Source organism: Achromobacter aloeverae (assembly GCF_004121055.1).
GTDB lineage: Bacteria > Pseudomonadota > Gammaproteobacteria > Burkholderiales > Burkholderiaceae_B > Bordetella_C > Bordetella_C aloeverae.
This window is the reverse complement of the sequence record NZ_PYAL01000007.1, coordinates 87,889-106,380: the sequence shown is the minus strand read 5'-3', so window position 1 is coordinate 106,380 and position 18,492 is coordinate 87,889. Positions and strand designations below refer to the sequence as shown.

The 18,492-nt window shown below is 67.9% G+C and carries 17 protein-coding genes; 11 read left to right on the top strand and 6 right to left on the bottom strand.

Annotation, left to right across the window (positions count from 1 at the left end):
- The first annotated feature begins 275 nt into the window (after positions 1 to 275).
- The 11 genes from C7R54_RS21920 to C7R54_RS21870 all read left to right on the top strand — a co-directional run bounded on the left by C7R54_RS21920 (position 276) and on the right by C7R54_RS21870 (position 10,882).
- The gene (locus C7R54_RS21920; protein WP_129152567.1) at positions 276 to 1,061 is read left to right on the top strand and encodes an SDR family oxidoreductase; all 786 of its coding nucleotides are present in this window, start codon (positions 276 to 278) and stop codon (positions 1,059 to 1,061) included.
- A 14-nt stretch (positions 1,062 to 1,075) separates the two neighbouring features.
- Positions 1,076 to 2,209: a pyridoxal phosphate-dependent aminotransferase gene (locus C7R54_RS21915; RefSeq protein ID WP_129152566.1), complete on the top strand. Its 1,134-nt coding sequence runs from the start codon at positions 1,076 to 1,078 to the stop codon at positions 2,207 to 2,209.
- Positions 2,210 to 2,272: 63 nt separating this feature from the next.
- Positions 2,273 to 3,154 carry an alpha/beta fold hydrolase gene (locus C7R54_RS21910; protein ID WP_129152565.1) on the top strand — a complete coding sequence of 294 codons (882 nt, stop codon included), beginning with the start codon at positions 2,273 to 2,275 and terminating at the stop codon, positions 3,152 to 3,154.
- 32 nt (positions 3,155 to 3,186) lie between these two features.
- The gene (locus C7R54_RS21905) at positions 3,187 to 4,467 is read left to right on the top strand and encodes a hydantoinase/carbamoylase family amidase (RefSeq protein ID WP_240039655.1); all 1,281 of its coding nucleotides are present in this window, start codon (positions 3,187 to 3,189) and stop codon (positions 4,465 to 4,467) included.
- 73 nt (positions 4,468 to 4,540) lie between these two features.
- Entirely contained in the window at positions 4,541 to 5,491 is a 951-nt protein-coding gene (locus C7R54_RS21900) for an ABC transporter ATP-binding protein (protein WP_240039654.1), read from the top strand.
- Positions 5,488 to 6,297, top strand: a complete 810-nt coding sequence (locus C7R54_RS21895; protein WP_275669703.1) for a class II aldolase/adducin family protein — start codon at positions 5,488 to 5,490, stop codon at positions 6,295 to 6,297. Before C7R54_RS21900 ends, C7R54_RS21895 begins: the two co-directional genes overlap by 4 nt.
- 31 nt (positions 6,298 to 6,328) lie before the next feature.
- Positions 6,329 to 7,171 (top strand): TauD/TfdA dioxygenase family protein, encoded by an 843-nt coding sequence (locus C7R54_RS21890; protein WP_129152563.1) that lies wholly within the window; start codon positions 6,329 to 6,331, stop codon positions 7,169 to 7,171.
- Positions 7,172 to 7,231: 60 nt separating this feature from the next.
- Positions 7,232 to 8,266: an ABC transporter substrate-binding protein gene (locus tag C7R54_RS21885; protein WP_204524376.1), complete on the top strand. Its 1,035-nt coding sequence runs from the start codon at positions 7,232 to 7,234 to the stop codon at positions 8,264 to 8,266.
- 63 nt (positions 8,267 to 8,329) lie between these two features.
- Entirely contained in the window at positions 8,330 to 9,160 is an 831-nt protein-coding gene (locus tag C7R54_RS21880; RefSeq protein WP_204524375.1) for an ABC transporter permease, read from the top strand.
- Positions 9,157 to 9,942, top strand: a complete 786-nt coding sequence (locus tag C7R54_RS21875; protein WP_204524374.1) for an ABC transporter permease — start codon at positions 9,157 to 9,159, stop codon at positions 9,940 to 9,942. The genes C7R54_RS21880 and C7R54_RS21875 overlap by 4 nt, the downstream gene beginning before the upstream one ends.
- Entirely contained in the window at positions 9,926 to 10,882 is a 957-nt protein-coding gene (locus tag C7R54_RS21870) for a cupin domain-containing protein (RefSeq protein WP_129152561.1), read from the top strand. Before C7R54_RS21875 ends, C7R54_RS21870 begins: the two co-directional genes overlap by 17 nt.
- 93 nt (positions 10,883 to 10,975) lie before the next feature.
- On the opposite strand, the gene C7R54_RS21865 is transcribed toward C7R54_RS21870, so the two are convergent.
- The 6 genes from C7R54_RS21865 to C7R54_RS21835 all read right to left on the bottom strand — a co-directional run bounded on the left by C7R54_RS21865 (position 10,976) and on the right by C7R54_RS21835 (position 18,463).
- A complete protein-coding gene (locus C7R54_RS21865) occupies positions 10,976 to 11,485 on the bottom strand; it encodes a hypothetical protein (protein WP_129152560.1) in 510 nt (169 codons plus the stop codon).
- A 114-nt stretch (positions 11,486 to 11,599) separates the two neighbouring features.
- Positions 11,600 to 12,514 carry an alpha/beta hydrolase gene (locus C7R54_RS21860; protein ID WP_129152559.1) on the bottom strand — a complete coding sequence of 305 codons (915 nt, stop codon included), beginning with the start codon at positions 12,512 to 12,514 and terminating at the stop codon, positions 11,600 to 11,602.
- Between the two features lie 662 nt (positions 12,515 to 13,176).
- Complete coding sequence (locus C7R54_RS21850; RefSeq protein ID WP_129152557.1) at positions 13,177 to 15,696, bottom strand: TonB-dependent siderophore receptor; 2,520 nt, start codon at positions 15,694 to 15,696, stop codon at positions 13,177 to 13,179.
- A 146-nt stretch (positions 15,697 to 15,842) separates the two neighbouring features.
- The gene (locus C7R54_RS21845) at positions 15,843 to 16,856 is read right to left on the bottom strand and encodes a FecR domain-containing protein (protein ID WP_129152556.1); all 1,014 of its coding nucleotides are present in this window, start codon (positions 16,854 to 16,856) and stop codon (positions 15,843 to 15,845) included.
- Positions 16,849 to 17,391, bottom strand: coding sequence for a sigma-70 family RNA polymerase sigma factor (locus C7R54_RS21840; protein WP_240039653.1), 543 nt, complete (start codon positions 17,389 to 17,391; stop codon positions 16,849 to 16,851). The genes C7R54_RS21845 and C7R54_RS21840 overlap by 8 nt, the downstream gene beginning before the upstream one ends.
- A gap of 145 nt (positions 17,392 to 17,536) precedes the next feature.
- Entirely contained in the window at positions 17,537 to 18,463 is a 927-nt protein-coding gene (locus tag C7R54_RS21835; RefSeq protein ID WP_129152555.1) for a PhzF family phenazine biosynthesis protein, read from the bottom strand.
- Positions 18,464 to 18,492 lie beyond the last annotated feature (29 nt).

The following is an 18,492-nucleotide window of genomic DNA, read 5'->3' as shown; positions in this document are numbered from 1 at the left end:
CAAGTTAAATAATCTTGTATGCACAAAAACGTGGCGGCCTTGCACCACCCTTGCACCACGTTACGCCCTGGGTTGGGGCAGGGAAAGTCCAGTATTCATGCGGGTCCCGGCAGAAGAAGTTGGCATGGATGTTGCTTTTGAAAATCCATGCGCCCGGTGTCGAGCCCAGAAATGAAAGCTGTGACGCCCGCTTAAGGCAAATCTGATTCGAATCTTGCATACATTAATCTCGCATACATGATTCGGCCCGGAACCCAACTCAAGGATAGGTAGCGATGGATCTCGGTTTGAACGGCAAGTCGGCGTTGATCACGGGCGCTTCGAAAGGCATAGGCCTGGCGACCGCGCACAGCTTTGCCCGGGAGGGCGTGTCCCGCCTGTACCTGGCCGCGCGTTCGGCCGACGGACTGGCTGCGGCCAAGGCGACGCTCTCGGCCGAGTACGGCGTCGAGGTGCAGGTCCATGCCCTGGATCTCTCGGTCACCGCCAATGTCCTGGCGCTGGCGGACCGCTGCGGCGACGCCGACATCCTGGTCAACAACGCGGCCGACTCCACGCCGGGTCCGCTGGACCAGTTGCCGGACCAGGCCTGGCGCGACAGCCTGGACATGAAGATCTTTTCCTACGTGACCCTCACCCGTGAGATCTATGCGCGCATGAAGGCGCGCGGACACGGCGTCATCGTCAACGACATCGGCAACTCGGGCGAGAACTGGGACGCCAACTACATCGTCGGCACCACCGGCAATGCCGCGATGATGGCCTTCACGCGGGGCGTGGGCGGACGCAGCCTGGACGACGGCATCCGCGTGGTGGGGGTCAACCCCGGGCCCGTCGCCACGGATCGCATGGTCAAGCTGATGAAGCGGCGCGCGCTGGACTGGTATGGCGATGAGGGCCGCTGGGAAGAGCTGTTCGACAAGTACCCCGCCAAGCGGCCGGCCAGCCCGGAGGAGGTCGCCGATCTCATCGTGTACCTGGCGTCCGCGCGCGCGGCCTACATCACCGGCACGATCGTGACCATCGACGGCGGCATCGCCTCGCGCCGCTCCATCATCTGATCGACGGGAACGCCATGCGCAACTTCGAACAACGCAACGCCTACTTCGACCGGCTCTGCAATACGCCGGGCCTGATGTGGCTGGGCCAGAACACCAACCATTTCGACCCCCATCCCGCCGTCGTCGACGCGGTGACCCAGGCCCTGGCGCGCGGCGACTACCACGCCTATGCGCCGCCGGCCGGCTTCGAGGAGCTGCGTCAGTTGATCGTGCGCGACGCCGGGGTGCCGCAGGCCTGCGCCTTCGTGACCGATGGGGCGGTGGAAGCGCTCTACAACGTCTGCCGCCATGTTTGTGAACCGGGCAAGGACTTCGTCACCACCGATCCCAGCTGGGCCTGGCCGATGGCGTTCGCGCGGCAGGCCGGCGCCAACGTCGTCGAATTGCCGATCTACGATGCGGCGCAAGGGTACAAGCTGACCGCCGCGCAATTACGGGCGGCCGTGGGGCCGGACACCGGCGTGATCTACCTGGTCGACCCCAACAACCCCTTGGGCACCTGCCATACCGAAGCGGAGATACGGGAGATCGCCGAGATCGCCCGCTCGGTGGGCGCCTATCTCATCCACGACGCCACGTACTCGCAATTCGCCGACGACTTCACGCCGGCCTGGCGCTTCTATCCTGAAAAGACGGTGATGACCTACAGCTTTTCCAAGTGGCTGGGGCTGGCGGGCATGCGTCTGGGCGCGGTGATTTCCAACGCCGACATCATCGAACGGCTGGCCAGCGCGCCGCCCAACAACCTGGGCAGCAATGTGCTGTCGCAGAGGGCGGCCATTGCCGGGTTGAAGACCAAGGCCGAATGGTTTCCCGAGGTCAAGCGGCGCTTGCGGCGCAACCAGGCCGCGCTGGCCGAGGCCGTTGCACGGGTGGACGGCCTGCGCCTGCCCGTCTATCCCTCCCAGGCCAACCTGTTGATCGTGGAGACGGGGGACGCGGGGGTGAGGCCGGAGGCGCTGGTGGCGTCCTACCAGACCGAGGGCGTGATGATCCGCCAGGGCACCTACCACACCAAGCGTTTCGGCGACCGTTTCGTGAAGATCAGCCTGACCGTGCCGGAGGCATGGGCCGACCGCTGTTGCGAGCTGCTGCCGGCCATGGTCGAGCACGCCCGCAAGCACCCGGACCCGGTCGCCCTGTTCTAGCCGCAACGTCAGCCAGGCCGGCGCCGCCCACCGCGCCGGCAACGATACGAGGATATGCAAGCCATGCCTACCATCACCACGCGCGACGGCATCAAGCTGTACTACGAGGAGTGCGGTAGCGGGACGCCCCTGCTGTTCGTGCACGAGTTCGGCGGAGACTGGCGCAGCTGGGAACCGCAGATGCGATTCTTCGCCCGCCGCTATCGCTGCATCACATTCAGCGCGCGCGGGTACCCGCCGTCGGACGTGCCGGCCGACGCGGACCGCTATTCGCAGGAGATCGCCGTCAACGACATGGTCGATGTACTGGACGGCCTGGGCGTGGATCGCGCGCATGTGGTGGGCCTGTCCATGGGCGGTTTCGCTACCCTGCATTTCGGCCTGCGCCATGCCGCTCGCGCATTGTCGCTGGTGGTGGCCGGCGCCGGCTATGGCGCGGAAAAACAGTATGAAGACTATTTTCGCGGCGTTTCGCTGGAAGTCGCGCGCAAGTTCGAGGAAATGGGCGCGCCCGCGTTCGCCGGCGTCTATGCCACGGCGGCGTCGCGCATCGCATTCCAGCTGAAGGATCCGCGCGGCTGGGCCGAGTTCGCCGCGCAGCTGGGCCAGCACGACGCCACCGGTTCGGCCAACACCATGCGCGGCGTGCAGGCGCGGCGGCCTTCGCTCTATGACCTGGAAGACGAGCTGAAGCGGATGGCCGTGCCCACCCTCGTCATCGTTGGCGACGAGGACGATCATTGCCTGCAGCCGGGGCTGTTTCTCAAGCGGACCGTGCCGGCCAGCGGCCTGCTGGTGCTGCCGAAGGCGGGACACACCTTGAATATCGAGGAACCGGGCCTGTTCAACCAGTTCGTCGGCGATTTCCTGGCGACGGTGGAGCAGGGGAAGTGGCTGCCGCGCGATCCCCGGTCCGCGCCCGCAGAGATCATGAAGACGCAATGAGTGCGGCCGTCCTTGCAGGAGCGTCGTCCCTTATGACCGAACAGCCTTCGAACGAACTGCGCTCGAACGAACTGCCATCCCGCCGCGTCAGCCAGCAACGCCTGGTCGGCCGCCTCATGGAAATGGCCCGTATCGGCGCAACCGTGTCGGGCGGCGTCGATCGTGCGGCCTTGTCCGCCGAGGATGCGGCCGCGCAGGCGCTGATGGCGCAGTGGGGGGCGTCCTTGGGGCTGCGGGCAACGCGCGACGCCGCCGGCAATTTCTTCCTGCGATGGGAGGCGGGCGCCGGTGCGCCGCTGGTATCGGGATCCCACCTGGACAGCCAGCCCACCGGCGGCCGCTATGACGGTGTCTTTGGCGTGATCGCGGCGCTGGAGGCCGTCCAGGCCATGCAGGAGACCGGGCTTGCGCCGCGCCGGCCCGTGGAGATCGTGGCGTGGATGAATGAAGAGGGCTCGCGTTTCGCCCCCGGCATGATGGGCGCGGCGGTTTATGGCGGCGCTCGCGCGCTGGCCGATATCCTGCCCGTGCGGGACCAGGCCGGCATTTCGGTGGAAGCGGCGCTGGCAAGCACCGCCGCGGCCCTGCCGGGCATTGCCACGAGGCCTCTTGGCGGCACGCCCTACGCCTACGTGGAAGCGCATATCGAGCAGGGGCCGGAGCTGGAGCGGGCCCATTGTCCGATCGGCATCGTCAGCGGCATCCAGGGCAAGCACACGTTTCGCGTGACCGTGCGTGGAGAGGCCGCGCACGCGGGCACGTCCACGCGCGCCGAGCGGCGCGATGCGCTGCTGGCGGCCACGGCCATGGTGCAGGCCCTTGCGCGCGTCTTGCATGACGAGGCCGATGTCACGAAATTCACGGTCGGCCGCTTCGATGTGACGCCCAGCGCGCCGTCGGTGGTGGCCAGCCAGGTGATCTTTTCCGTCGACCTGCGCCATCCGGACAGCCAGGAACTGCGGCGATTGTCGGCGCTGGTGGCGCCCGCTTGCGAGGCCGCCGCGGGGCCATGCGAAGTGGAGGTGTCGCGGCTGTCCGCGGCCGATTCCCTGGCATTTCCCGCGGCCATGCGCGCGCGCTTGCGAGCGGCGGCCGACCGCCTGGGCCTGGCGCACCGCGACCTGCTTTCCGCGGCAGGGCACGATGCGCGCTATCTGCACCCCATCTGTCCGTCCGCCATGCTGTTCGTTCCCAGCCGCGACGGCGTTACCCATAACGAGGCGGAATTCACCGAGCCCGCCGATCTGTATGCCGGGGCCTGCGTGCTCGCGGATGTCCTGGCCGAGCTGGCCATGTCGACAGGACAGCCATGATGCCCGCCTCCGTTTTCGACCTGGATCCGTTGCGGCCACCGGCCGTCCATGTGCTGTCGCGAGAGGAAAAACGATGATGTTCGCCATGACCCGGATGGGGGAGGCCGCCGGCACGGCGGCGCCGAGCGCAAACGCGGCCACCCTCGCCGCGGCCCCGGCCGCCGTGAACGCCGGCACGCACGCCGGTACGAACGCCGGCACGAACGCCCGCAATGCCGGCGCGGCGGGCGCCCTGCTCAGCCTGGACGGCATTTCCAAGACTTTCGGCGCTACCCAGGCGCTCCACGGCCTGGGCGTCGACATCGCGCCGGGGGAGTTCGTTACCGTGGTCGGCCCCAGCGGCTGCGGCAAAAGCACGCTTTTCAACATCGTCGCCGGGCTGGAAGAGCCGGATCCCGGCGGCAGCATGCGCTTCCTCGGCAAGCCTTGCCGCGCGGCCGACCTGTTGGGCAAGGTGTCCTTCATGCCGCAGCGCGACCTGCTGCTGCCGTGGCGTACGGTGATCGACAACGCCATCCTGGCCGTTGAACTGGAAGGCGTGCGGCGCGCGGACGCCCGCCGCCAGGCGCTGGAGATGCTGCCCGAGTTCGGCCTGGCCGGGTTCGAGAACCAGTACCCGCACCAGCTGTCCGGCGGCATGCGGCAGCGCGTGGCGCTGATGCGCACCTTCATGTTCAAGCGGGACCTTATGTTGCTGGATGAACCTTTCGGCGCGCTCGACGCGTTGACCCGCAGCATGATGCAGCGCTGGTTGCTCGACGTCTGGCAGAAACACCGCCGCACCATATTGTTCATTACGCACGACGTGGACGAGGCGGTATTCCTCGGCGATCGCGTCCTGGTGATGGCCGCGCGTCCCGGCCGCGTCAAGATCGAGCAGAAGGTCGATCTGCCGCGTCCGCGCCGCGCCGATATCGTCACCGCGCCGGAGTTCATCGCGCTCAAGCGCACCCTGCTGGACGCGATCGAGGAAGAGAGCATGAAGTCCTTCCGCGCCAGCGGCGCGCCGGGAGGGCAGGCATGATGACGGCACCCTTCCACACGCCCGCGGCCGTTGCGCCGACGGACTGTCCCGCCGGCATGCCGCGGGCGGAATGGGATGCGCGCGTGTCCCTGGCCGCCTGCTACCGGCTGGTCGCCAACCTGAAGCTCGATGACCTGATCTACAACCACATCTCCCTGCGGGTGCCGGGCACGCACGACGAATTCCTCATCAATCCCTACGGCATGCTGTTCGAGGAGATCACCGCGTCCAGCCTGGTGCGCATCGATCCGCAGGGACGCAAGCTCAGCGACAGCCCCTACGAAGTGAACGCCGCCGCCTTCGTCATCCATGGCGCCATCCACCAGGCCAAGCGCGACGCGGCCTGCGTGCTGCATACCCATTCGGACGCCAGCATCGCGGTGTCGGCGCAGCGAGAGGGACTGCTACCCCTGTCGCAGTTCGCCATGCGTTTCTATCGCCGCCAGGCCTTCCACGACTACGAGGGCGTGGCCATCGACATGGACGAGCAGGCGCGCCTGGTGGCCGACCTGGGCGAGCACCGCGTCATGTTGATGCGCAACCACGGCGTGCTGACACTGGGCCGCACGCCGGGCGAAGCCTTCATGTTGCTCTATTACTTCGAACGGGCCGCGCGCATCCAGTTGTCGATGCAGGCCGCCGCGGCGGGTGGCGCGGGTCCCATCCTGCAACCCGGTCGGGACGTTTGCGAGAAGGCCGCGCGCCAGTTCTGGGAGCAGAAGGGCGACATCCTGGTGGCCGGCGAGCGGGAGTGGCCCGCGCTGCTGCGCCAACTGGACCGCGTCGACCCCTCCTACAAGACCTGAACACGAAAACCAACCTTACGAAGGTGCAAGCATGCTCAAGACCCGTTCCCTGCATCCCGGCTTCGGCATCGAAGTGCTGGGCCTGGATCTCGCCGACCCCGCCAATGACGATGCGATCGACCAGCTGGTCCAGGAGCTGCCACGGCACTCGCTGATCCTGGTGCGCGGCGCGTCATTGAGCAACGCCCGCCACGTCGAGATCAGCCGCCGCTTCGGTTCGCTGATGACCCACGTGCTGAAGCAGTTCCTGACCACGGGCCTGCCGGAAATCTATGTGCTTTCCAACGTCTCGGAGAACGGCAAGCCGATAGGCAACCACAAGGAAGGCTGGAACTGGCATTCGGATCTCTCGTATGTCGCCGAACCGAGCATGGGGTCGCTGCTTTACGCCGTGGAAGTGCCGCCCGAAGGCGCCGATACCCTGTTCGCCAGCATGCACCTGGCCTATGAGGCGCTACCGCCCGCGACCCAGTCGCGGATACGCAACCTGACCGCCACGCATTCCTATGCCGGCTACTACGGCAAGGCCTTCGCGGACCGGGCGCCCCTGACCGACGAACAAAAGGCGCGCACGCCGGACGTCGTGCATCCCGTCGTGCGCACGCACCCGGAGACCGGCCGGCTGTCCCTGTACGTCGGCGAGGACATCGTCAAGCAGATCGACGGCCTGCCGCCCGCCGAGAGCGAGGCCCTGCTGGCCGAGCTCAACCAACATGCCGTCAGCGACGCCTTCGTCTACCGGCACCGCTGGCGCCAGGGCGATCTCGTCATCTGGGATAACCGTTGCACCATGCATTGCGCCACGCCCTACGACGACAACAAGTATCGGCGCGTCATGCACCGCACTACCGTGGCCGGCACCCGGCCTTTCTGAAACCCGCGCCTTGCTCCGGCATATCACGCACGCAATCGACTATCGACAAGGGGAATCATAATGACCGTCATCCGGAATACACGACGCCTGCTGGCCTCGATGGCGTGGGCCGCGACCCTGTTCGCGGCCTTGGCCGCGGCACCCGCGCCGGCCATGGCCAAGGACCTGGTCAAGGCCACGCTGCGGTTGAAATGGCTGCCGCAGACGCAGTTCGCTGGTTTCTACTACGCGCTGGCCCAGGGCTATTACAAGGATGAAGGCATAGACCTCACCATCAATCCGGGCGGCCCGAATCTGCTCACCGAGAACCTGGTGGCGACGGGCGCGGACACGTTCGGCCTGTCCGGCGGCACGGACAGCGTGCTGGCCGCCATCGACAAGGGCATGCCCATCGTGTCGGTGGGGGTGGCGCACCAGGTTACGCCTTTTGTCTTCGTGGCGCGCAAGGACGGTCCGGTCAAGACGCTGGAAGACTTCCGGGGCAAGAAGGTGACGGCCTGGTTCACCGGCGCCAACTATGTGCTGTTCGGCATGCTGGCCAACAAGGGCATCGACCGCGCCAAGGTCGACATCCAGCCGCAGCAGGTAAGCGTCACGCCTTTCGTGAACGGCGACGTCGATGTCATCACCGCGACCTGGTACAACGAGCTCTATACGATCCGCCAGCGGGTGGGCGAGGACAAGTTGCGCCTTTTCAAGGCGGAGGACTACGGCATTACCTTCCCGCGCGATACGCTCATCGTGTCGCGCAAGACGGCGCAAACGCAGCCCGAGCTGGTCACGGCCTTCCTGCGTGCGTCCATCCGCGGCTGGCGCGAGGCGATGAAGCATCCCAAGGAAGCGGTGGACGCGGTGATGAAGGTGGCGCCGACGCTGGATCGCACGCACCAGGAGTTCATGCTGACCGAAGCCTATCGCCTGATGACGGAGGGCAAGGCCAGGACGGAGGGCCTGTTCTGGATCGATCCGGCCGCCATGCAGGCCGCCGAGGACTTCCTGCTCAAGAACGGCGTGGTGAGCAAGCCTGTCGATGTCGCGCAAGCCTTTGACGCCAGCTTCCTGAAGGCCATTCCCGTGGCGGATCGCCTGCCGTAACGCGCCGTGAGGCGCCATCCGTTTCGCTTCGACGGCCGCCCCCGGGCGGCATGAGGATCTCCCATGCGTATAGCTCCGTCCGCCATGCCCAAGGCCGCTACGCCAGCCCTTGCTCCCCCCCGCCAGAAAGGGGCGCCGAGGGGCGGCGCCGCCGCGATCGTCCTGCGCGGCGTCGTGACGATCGCCATCATCGGCCTGGCGTGGGAGGCAGTGGTCACGGCCGCCGGCATCCAGCCCTATTACCTGCCTCGCCTGTCGGCCATTCTCGCCGCCATCGTGGCATTGCCGGATGCCTATTTGGCGGGCTTCCTGCGGACGCTGTCGGAGACCTTGCTGGGTTACGCGGCCGGCGCGCTGGTGGGCGTGGCGAACGGCGTGCTGTTCCATCGCTCGCGCCTTTTACGCGAGACGATATTTCCACTTTTCGTCATCTCGCAGACCATTCCCGTCATTGCCTTCGGCGCGGTCGTGGTGCTCTGGTTCGGCAACACCATCCTGGCCAAGGCGCTGATCGCCTTCTATCTCACGTTCTTTCCGGTGACGGTAAATACCTTGAACGGCCTCGAAGCCGTGGACCGGCGGCAGGTGGACCTGCTGCGCAGCTTCGGCGCCACCTCCCGCCAGCTGCTGTTCCGCTTGCTGTTGCCGTCGGCGCTGCCGCAGATTTTCGTCGCCCTGCGGCTGGCTTGTACGTTGAGCCTGCTGGGCGCCATCGCCGGCGAATGGTTCGGCGATACCACCGGACTGGGCGTGCTTCTGCTGCAAGCCATGTACAACGAGCAATTCGTGGCCTTGTGGGCCGCCATCCTGATGGCGGGGCTGCTGGGGACGTCCTTCTACGGGCTGGTGGCATGGGTCGAGCACAAGGCCGTGTTCTGGAGGAGCGAACTGTGAAGACAGCGTCTTTTCCCCTGCTTTCCTTTTCCGGCTTGCCTTGGCCCACGCGGACCGCGCGGCGGGCGGTCCTGGGCCTGGCGGGGGTGTTCGTATTGTGGGAGAGCGCGGCGCGCGGCCTGGACCTGCCCGCCTACGTGCTGCCCAGCGTGACGCGCATCCTGCAAGCCATCGTGGCGCAGCACGCCCTGCTGCTGAAAGCGGCGGGCATCACGGTGATGGAAGCCGTGGCGGGTTTTGCCGCCGGCTCGCTGGCCGGGCTGCTTCTCGCCATTGTCCTGGCCATGCTGCCGGCCGTGCGGCGTAGCGTGCTTCCCGTCGCCACCGCGCTGAATTCCGTCCCGGTGGTGGCCTATGCGCCGCTCATCCTGCTGTGGTTCGGCATGGGGCCGGAAAGCAAGATCGTCATGGTGGCGCTGGCGGTGGGGTTTACCGTCTTCCTGCATGCGCTGGCGGGGCTCGACCGGGTCGATCCCCGCGCGGTCGACCTCATGCGCAGTTTCGGCGCGGATCGCGCGGCCATCCTCTGGCGCCTGCGCTTGCCGGCGGCCATCCCCCTGACGGCGGCGGGCATGCGGGTGTCGACGGTGCGGGCCATGATCGTCGCCATCGTCACGGAAATGCTGGGCGCCACGGGCGGTCTGGGATGGACGATATTCCAGGCGGTGTTGCAGATCGATTTCGTGCAGGTATGGGCCGCCATCTTCGTGGCGTCCGCCATCAGCCTGGTGTTCTTCGGGACGGTGAATGCCTTGGAGAAGCGATATGTGTTCTGGAAATGAGCGGTCGATGGCGGCCTTGCCGCCGGGACGTTGCGCCATGCCGGCGGATGCGGCGCAGGAACGGGCACGCTATTTCAACTCCGCGAATGCCTTCAACATACACCTGGATCCGGTGCCGGCGCGGGTCTTCACCGAGCCAGCCGCTGCCGCGCTGGGCGTCGATGGGCCGGCGGGGCCGGCGACCACGGGTTTTTTTGCCTGCGACCAATCGGCCCGGCTAGGGTGCTCCTGGCCGGCCACCACGCCGTTCATGCTGGCGCGCTATGCACGCATTGCGCCGGGCGCCAGCCTGGATGCGGATTTCGTCGCCAGCGGGTCGATCTGGTACGTGATCGCGGGTAGCGGGCAGGCGCGCTCCGATGCCGGCGAGGTCCTCGACTGGGCTTGCGGGGACGTCTTCTACCTGCCGGCGGGTGCCGCGATACTGCGGGCCGGCGGCCCGCGGGCGGCTGTCTTGTGGCTGGTCACGGACGAGCCCTTGCTGGCCTATCATGGCCTGCGCCCGTCGCGTCCCGGCGACGCGCCGGTGCATTTCAGGTCCGCGGATATCGCCGCGGAAATCGACCGCATCCATCGCAGCGTGCCGGACGCGGGGACCTCGGGGCTGGCGGTCGTGTTCTCCAGCGAGACGATGCAGCAGCGGCGCAACCTGATGCCGGCGCTTACCCTGTCGCTGAACACCTTGCCGCCGGGTTGCGCGCAGGCCTCGCACCGGCACAATTCCGCCGCCCTGACCCTCGTCGTCGCGGGCGAGGGTTGCCATTCGCGCGTCGACGGCCAGGACTGCCCGTGGTCCGACTGGGCCACGCTGGTGACCCCGGCCGGGGCGCCGCACTCCCATCACAACCCTGGTTCGCGCCGCGCCGATTTCCTCATCGTGCAGGACGGAGGCTTGTACTACGAGGCGCGCACCATGGGCTTCGCCTTCACGGGCGATTGATCCGCGCCCCGCGGTCTGGTAGCGGGACTGGGACTGGGACGGATGGCCCCCGGGGTCGCGGGAAGGGGCGCGCCGCTCGTGGGGGGGCGACCGCTATTCGCTTCTCTGGTAGCGTTCGTCGGGGCCCGTGTGGAAGTGCGTCACCCCCTTCCCGTCCCGGCCCATGTAGACATACATCACCATGTGCCAGCGCAGGTCCTGCACATAGCGATAGGTCCAGATTTCTTCGCGCTTTTCGCCGAGGCCGGTGACGCTGGTCTTCGCCGGTGGCCCGAAGACGCAACGGACCTGGTCCGGGCTCCAGCCGGGCTGTATGTTCTTGAAGAACTCTTCCTTCAGGACTTGCGCCACGCGCACGACGCGACCGTCGGAATCGATGTCGGCGCTCCAGGCGTAGCTGCCCTCGGGCTGCTGGGACCAGACGACGCGCTGGCCGCCGTTGGGCGCCGGGCATTGCGTACTGGGCGGGCCATACTGTTTTTCCATGTCGGACAGCAAGGTGCCGGGCTTGGCGCTGTCCGGGCTGGCACAGCCGGCCAGGGCCAAGGCCAGGCCAAGGGCGCTGGCACGCACGAAGGGCAGGGGGAGGGCAGAGGTAGGCATGTCGGTACTCCGGGAGTCCGCCAGAGCTGGTGGAGCTGGACTTCTAGCGTACACCCTCCCTCCCGGGCGCGCATTGCCTGCACGCGCGGCGGGCGTCATGCGGCGCCGGCACCGTTACGGCTGGATGGAGGTCGCTCCCGAAGCGATTTGGAGGGCGCGCGCCAGCGACGCGCGTATCATTTCGCCGTGTCCGAACTGCGGGAATGCTTCGTAGGTGGCATCGACGGATGCCGACCTGAGCTTTTGCGCCATGCCGGCCACGACGTCGCGCGGGTCGGGGCTGGACCCCGGGGTTGCCGGGGTTGTCGTCGTTGTCGTCGTTGTCGTGGTAGGCGACGAGGTGCCTGGATGGTCCTTGCCGTCCGCACGCGGTTTCGTGCCGGCGAGGATGGCTACGCGCAATCCGCTGGCGCGCGCCGGATCGAAGGCGCGCCATTCCTGTATCAAGGCTCCGTCATGCCACCAGGCGGAGGGATCGCCGGCGATGTAGGCGCTGAAGGCTCGCGGCCGCGTGTAGAGCACGTGTAGTGTGAAGAGGCCGCCGTAGGAGTGGCCCCACAACATTTCCCGCCCGGGGTCGATGCTGGCGCGCGACCGCGCCAACGGGCGCACCTGGGTCTCGATGAAATCGAGGAAGACGTCGGCGCCGCCGCCCACGCGGCCGCGAACCACGGGCGCCGGGATCTCTCGGCCTTGCGCGTCGCGCACCGGGGGGGTGTAGTCGTAGGCGCGCGCTACCACGTCGTTGCGGGTGTCGATGTCGTAGCCTATCGCCACCAGTACCGGAGGATGCGCGGTGCCCATGGCTTGCAGATCGGCGGACGTCAGCGTGGCCATGGCCGCGTTGCCGTCGAGCATGTAAAGGGCGGCGTGGCCCCCGGCCGGCGCCGCTTGCCGGGGAATGGCGATCTCGATCCGGTAATGGCGCTTGCCGTCGGCCGAATCCAGCCGGTGCTTCTCGTATCGGTAATCCGCCGAAGGCCGGTCCGCCACCGTCGGTCCCACCGGCTCGTCCCATCGCCCATGCATGACGGCGCCTTGCGGCGCCGCGCCATGGGTGCCCTGCGGGCGGGCTGGAACGCCCGCTTGGGCGCCCACTGAAGCCCCCACTGAAGCCCCCACTGGAGCGCCTGCAGGAGCGCCTGGAGGAGCGCCTACCGGAGTGCCCGTCGCGCTCGTTGCGGCGGCACCGGCGATGGCGGGGACCATCGCCACCAGCAAGGCCGATGCGGCGGCCGTGGCCGCGGACCGGAAACCGCCGCGCCGCGGCCGGCTGGCGCCGCGTGCGCGCGCCCGAGTGGCTGTAATCATGGACATGCAATCACTCCTTCGTGTGTATTCAGAACGCGCTGCATATAACCTCACTAAAGAACTCCAACGTCCGGGGCACAGCGGATCCGGGCCCCCCCGGTCCGCCGGTGCCGCCCCTTGAGGGGCGCGCGCGCAGCGCGCTGGGGTGGACTTTCCTTCCGGTCCGCCGGTGCCGCCCCTTGAGGGGCGCGCGCGCAGCGCGCTGGGGTGGTCTTTCCTTCCGGTCCGCCGGTGCCGCCCCTTGAGGGGGCGCGCGCAGCGCAACAAGAAAATCTTCAGAAAAACCTCGGCCCCATCGAGGACACCGCGGATCCGGGTCCCCCGGTCCGCTGGTGTCGCCCCCCTGGGGGGCCGCGCTCCGCGCGGTAGGGGGGGGGCCCCTACCATGCGTAGTTGAGGTTGGCCGTCACCGACCGGCGCGCGCCGTAGTAGCAGCTGGACACACCCGAGCAACTCGCCAGGTACTCCTTGTCCGTCAGGTTGGTGGCGTTCAACGAAAATCGCAGCCCCTTGAGCGCCGGGTTCAGCGCCGACAAGTCATAGCGGATGGCCGCGTCCCACAGCGTGACGGCCGCCATGTGGTACTGGTTGGCAGTGTCGCCATACACGCCGCTGGTATGTCGCATGCCGGCGCCCACGCTGACGCCCGGCAGGATGTCGTTGGGCAGCTTGTAGTCCAGCCACAGATTGACGGTGCGCTTGGGAACACGGGGCAATTGATTCCCCAGGTCCGTGCTGTTGCTCTTGGTGACCCTGCTGTCCATCAACGTGCCCGAGGCGATCAAGGTCCACTGGTCCGTCAACACCGCGTTGCCTTCCAGTTCCAGGCCGCGCACGCGCGCCTCCCCGGTCTGCACGTAGCACTGGCTGCCGTCGCAGAGGTGCGTGGGATCGGGGTCCGGTGTCTGGATGTTCTGCTGGCGGATCTCGTAGGCGGATAGCGTCACCATGCTGCGGCTGCCGGTGGGCTGGAACTTGATGCCGGCCTCGACCTGCTTGCCCTTGGTCGGCTTGAAGGGCGTGCCACCGTAGCCGACGCCGTTGACCGGCTCGAAGGACGTGGCGTAGCTGACATACGGCGCGAAACCGTTGTCGAACAGGTATACCAGTCCGGTGCGCCAGGTTGTTGCTTCATCCGTGTAGCGGGTCTTCACGCCGGTGGCGCGGACCAGGGAGTTGTCCTCGGACCAGTCGTGGCGCAGGCCGAAAGTGGCGACCCAGCGGCCCCAGCGCAACTGGTCCTGCGCGTACAGGCCGGTCTGGTTGCTATCGGCGCGGCGCGACGGGGTCATCTTGCCCATGGTGACCGGGCCGCCGTACACGGGATCGAAAACGTCCAGCGTGCCGGCCTTGCCGCTGGCCGAGGCCACGCGTATGGTCTGGGTGCGGTAGTCGACCCCGGTAAGCAGCGTATTGCGCGTCGGCCCCAGGTCGAAGTCGTACTGCACGTTGTTGTCCATCGTGAATCCTTCGGAACGGATCTCGTTGGACGAGGCCGTGCGCGGCAGCGTGCGGCCATCGGACAGCAGGTCGCCGGAACGGTTGACCCCGGCGTTATCGGTGTCCACGCGCATGTAGCGCAGTTTCTGGTTGAACTTCACGCTGTCGGAGAACGCATGGCTGAACTCGTAGCCCAGGGAGGATTGCGTACGGTCATAGCGGTTGAAGCCCGGTTCGCCAAGGAAGCGGTTGGAGCCGAATTTGCCGTACTGCGTGCTGTAGTAGGTGCCATGCGCCGGCAGGAACTGGTACGTGCTGCCGCCGCGATCCTGCTGGTAGTTGGCCAGCAGCGTCAGCTGGGTGCGCCACGAGGGCCGCCATGTCAGGCTGGGGGCGATCATCACGCGATTGAGATCGACGTGGTCGACCTGGGTATTGCTGTGATAGGCGGTGCCGACCACGCGATACAGCCACTTGCCGTCTTCATCGAGGGGGCCGCTGACATCGCCGTTGAAGCGCGCCAGGCCGTTGTTGTCCGTGGCGACGCCGACCTCGCCGCGCGCATGGTCCGTGGGATGCTTGCTGACCACATTTATCAGGCCGCCCGGCGCGATCTGGCCGTACAGCACGGACGACGGGCCGCGCAGCACTTCGACCCGTTCCAGTCCATAGCCGTCGAATTGCGTGGCCGAGGCCGTGGCGCCGCTGCTGCTGCCCGGCGGGCGCAGGCCATCGAGATAGAGGTTGTTGGCGAAGCTGCCCGTGCGGAAGCCCCGTACGGAGATTTCGTCGACGCGGCTGTCGACGCCATAGCCGCCGATGTTCACGCCCGCGCTATAGCGCAAGGCATCGGCGGAGTTGGTGGCGCCCAGCATGTCCATCATTTCGCGGTTGACGACGGAGATTGACTGGGGCGTTTCCACCAGGGGCGTATCGGTCTTGGTGCCGGCACGGCTGTCGAACGACAGCGTGCCGATTTCCCGCATGCCGTCGGCTGTCACCGCGACCGGAGGCAAGGCGGCGACGCTGTCCGACGAGGGAGGCAAGGGTTCGAGTCGATACCCTTCGCCGTTGGCATTGGGGCGGGCGCGCAGGCCGCTGCCGGCCAGCAGCCGGTCCAGGCCCTCATCGATCCTGTATTGCCCATCCAGCGCGGGCGCGCTGTGGTCCTTGCCCAGGTCGGCGGTGCCGATGATGGTGATCCCGGCTTGCTGGCCGAAGCGCAGCAAGGCTTCCCGCAAGGGCAGGGCGGGGAGCTGGATGCGCACGGTCGGGCCGGGCGCCACGGCGCGCTGGCCCGGGGCCGGCGAGGCCGGCTGCGCCGTCGTTTGCGCTTCGGCGGCGGTGGCCAGCAGCATGGCCGGCGCACCGACCAGACCGTTGCAGGCCAGCGCCAGGGCCAGTGCAAGGGGGCGCCGGGGCGCAATGCGCGGCGGGCGTGAAACGGGAGAGGAAAACATGGGCGATCTTCGTTGAGGGTTGGGCCGGTGTGCAGGCCTACATCCGGTCATGACGAAGGACTCGCGGGAATCTGCCTGGAAGTTGCAAGTCGTTTCACTTCGATCGGGCGCATCGGCAGCACTATCGGCCAGCGCGGCCCTGTCCATCAGGCCCGCAACATCGCCCAGTAGCGCGTCCGGTATTGCAGCCGCAAGCCCAGGTGCTGGGCCAGCGCCTCCAGCACGCGGTCGATGTCGTGGATGCGAAAGGTCCCGGTCACGCGGCGCGCTGCCACGGCTTCGTCGCAGTCCAGGAAGCCGCGCCGGTAGCGGGCGAGCTGCGTGAGCAGGTCGTCCAGCCGCATGCCGTCGGCGATCAACACGCCCTGGGTCCATGCCAGGTCGCGCTCTTGCCACGCTTGCGGCGGCTGGAAGCCCGCGGCGTCGAAGCGGCGCGCTTCGCCGGCTTGCAGCGCGGCATCGAGGCGTCCGCCCGCGACCACGCGCGCCGTGCCTTCCTGTACGGCCGCGAAGGTCTCCGGCGGCGAGCATTCCGGCAATTGGCGCAGCAGCAGGCGCGCGCTGTAGGGATCGACGTAGCCATGCCGGGTGTGCAGCCGCAGGCCGGCGCCGTCGCCGCCCTGGCGGTTGTCCACCAGCATTTCGCCTGCGTGCAGCATGACCTCGATGCGGGGGGCGTCCGCGCCGGCGGGGTGGTTTTCCTGGATGTCTATCGCGGTGCGCGTATTCAGCAGCAGGCGGGTGCCGTCGGCGAGCGTCAGCGCGCGCTGTTCGCCCGCCGCGGTGCGCGTCCGGGCCAGCCAGCCATGGCTGGCCGCCAGGCGCCAGGCCACGGCGCCGGATGTCGCGGCGATCGCGCCGCCGCATAGCAGCTTGATGGCCTGGCGCCGCCCGCGGCGGCCGGCCACCGCTTTCAGCGCCCGCGCCCCGGGCGAGATGGCGCAAGGCGATGCGCCCTGCGCGGCCGGCGGCAGCATGCGTTGCAACTCGCCGTAGCGGCGCCAGACGGCGGCATGTTCGGCATCCGCGTCGTGCCAGCGCCGCCAGGCTTCCAAGGTCGCGGCATCGGCCCCGGCTTGCAGGCGGACCAGCCATTCGGCGGCCTCGGCGATGGCGCGCCGCCGTGCGCTGGCCGGTGGGGCGACGGAACGCTCAGGCATCGAAGGCAAGATAGAGCCGCTGCCAGGCCTGGACCAGGTCTTTCTGTACCACGTTCACGCTGACGTTCAGCGCCTGGGCGATATCCGCGTAAGGCAGGCCGTCGATGCGCGCAAGCAGGAAGATGCGGTTCATCCGCGCCGGCATGCGGTCAAGGATGCGGCAGACCTGGGCGAGTTGTTCGATGACTTGCAGCACGGATTCCGGCGCGGGGGCCGTGGCCTCGGGTTGCAGGGCCAGGCTTTGCAGGTAGGCCTGCTCCAGTTCGCGACGACGGTGGCGGTCGATGAGCAGCCGCGTCGCGATGGCGCTCAGGTAGCCGCGCGGGCGTTCCGGCCGGATCCAGCGGGGCTGGCGCAGCAGGCGTTCGAACGTGTCCTGCACCAGGTCCAGCGCGTCGGCGTGGTGTCCGTGGAGCTTGCGGCGTAGCAGGTTCAAGAGCCAGCCGTGATGCTCCCGGTACAAGGACGCCACGGCCATGGGGCCGGCGTTGGCGAGGGCGCCGGAGGAGAGAGGGATGGATTCGTCGGGTTCCAAAACAGGCCTGCCGTATCCTGGAATTGAGAATAAGAATGATCCTCAATTATAAACAGACCAGGATGAGGTGGCTCAGCCGGACCAGGGCAAACGCGTTGTTGGGGCAGCAGGCGGCGCCAGCCGCGCGGCGTGGGGGCGGAACCCCTCAGGCCATGGCCAACGGCGCCTGGTCGATTTCGCCATCCAGCGCCAGCGTGCCATTCAAGGCGGACACGCAATGCCCGCCCACATGGGCGTGCCAGGCGCCATCCTGGGCGCGGGCCCGGACGTGCAGGCGGCTGGGGCGACGCACGTCATCGCCCTGGGCCACCAGCAGGTCCAGGTCTTCGAGCCCCCGCAGGCGCGCCAGCAGGCAGGCCATGGCGCCCGTGGCGCTGCCCGTGGCCGGGTCCTCGGTCATGCGGCCGGTGAACATGCGGGCATGGACGTCCGGCGCGCCGCGCGCGCCATCCAGTGCATACGCGTAGATGGAATGGGCGCCGTCCAGCGGCAGGACGCGCGAATACGCCGCGCGGTCCGGCTGGATGCGCGCCAATGCGTCGCGCGACGCGAGCTGCACCACCAGGAAGGGCAGGCCCACCGAGACCACCCGGGGCGCATGCGCGTCGATGCGTATGTCGGGCTCCTTCAATGACAGGCAGGCGGCCGCTTGCGCGGCGCGCACCTGGGCCCGGCAGGACAGCGGTTCCGGAGCGCGCAACTCGGCGCCCACCACGCGGCCATCCTGGCGCCAGAGCTCGATGGGCACCTTGCCGGCGATTTCCTCGAACGTGAAGATGTCCGGCACCGGGATGCCGCGTGCCGTCATGTCGTCGGCGAGGGCGTAGGCCGTGCCCAGGTTGGGGTGGCCGGCGAACGGGATTTCGCGGTCGGGCGTGAAGATGCGGACCTGGGCGGTATGGCCGGGGTCCGCGGGCGGCAGGACGAAGGTGGTCTCGGAATAGCCGAATTCGGTGGCCAGGGCTTGCATCTGGCGCGTGGACAAGCCTTGCGCATCGAGCACGACCGCCACCGGGTTGCCGGCGAAGATCCGGTTGGTGAAAACATCGACGGTGACATAGCGGCGCAACATGAAGACTCCCGGTCCCAGTCCGGACGGCG

Coding starts and splice junctions, on each gene's coding strand:
- C7R54_RS21920 (WP_129152567.1), top strand. CDS start 276: ATGGATCTCGGTTTGAACGGCAAGTCGGCGTTGATCACGGGCGCTTCG.
- C7R54_RS21915 (WP_129152566.1), top strand. CDS start 1,076: ATGCGCAACTTCGAACAACGCAACGCCTACTTCGACCGGCTCTGCAAT.
- C7R54_RS21910 (WP_129152565.1), top strand. CDS start 2,273: ATGCCTACCATCACCACGCGCGACGGCATCAAGCTGTACTACGAGGAG.
- C7R54_RS21905 (WP_240039655.1), top strand. CDS start 3,187: ATGACCGAACAGCCTTCGAACGAACTGCGCTCGAACGAACTGCCATCC.
- C7R54_RS21900 (WP_240039654.1), top strand. CDS start 4,541: ATGATGTTCGCCATGACCCGGATGGGGGAGGCCGCCGGCACGGCGGCG.
- C7R54_RS21895 (WP_275669703.1), top strand. CDS start 5,488: ATGATGACGGCACCCTTCCACACGCCCGCGGCCGTTGCGCCGACGGAC.
- C7R54_RS21890 (WP_129152563.1), top strand. CDS start 6,329: ATGCTCAAGACCCGTTCCCTGCATCCCGGCTTCGGCATCGAAGTGCTG.
- C7R54_RS21885 (WP_204524376.1), top strand. CDS start 7,232: ATGACCGTCATCCGGAATACACGACGCCTGCTGGCCTCGATGGCGTGG.
- C7R54_RS21880 (WP_204524375.1), top strand. CDS start 8,330: ATGCGTATAGCTCCGTCCGCCATGCCCAAGGCCGCTACGCCAGCCCTT.
- C7R54_RS21870 (WP_129152561.1), top strand. CDS start 9,926: ATGTGTTCTGGAAATGAGCGGTCGATGGCGGCCTTGCCGCCGGGACGT.
- C7R54_RS21865 (WP_129152560.1), bottom strand. CDS start 11,485: ATGCCTACCTCTGCCCTCCCCCTGCCCTTCGTGCGTGCCAGCGCCCTT.
- C7R54_RS21860 (WP_129152559.1), bottom strand. CDS start 12,514: ATGCATGGGCGATGGGACGAGCCGGTGGGACCGACGGTGGCGGACCGG.
- C7R54_RS21850 (WP_129152557.1), bottom strand. CDS start 15,696: ATGTTTTCCTCTCCCGTTTCACGCCCGCCGCGCATTGCGCCCCGGCGC.
- C7R54_RS21845 (WP_129152556.1), bottom strand. CDS start 16,856: ATGCCTGAGCGTTCCGTCGCCCCACCGGCCAGCGCACGGCGGCGCGCC.
- C7R54_RS21835 (WP_129152555.1), bottom strand. CDS start 18,463: ATGTTGCGCCGCTATGTCACCGTCGATGTTTTCACCAACCGGATCTTC.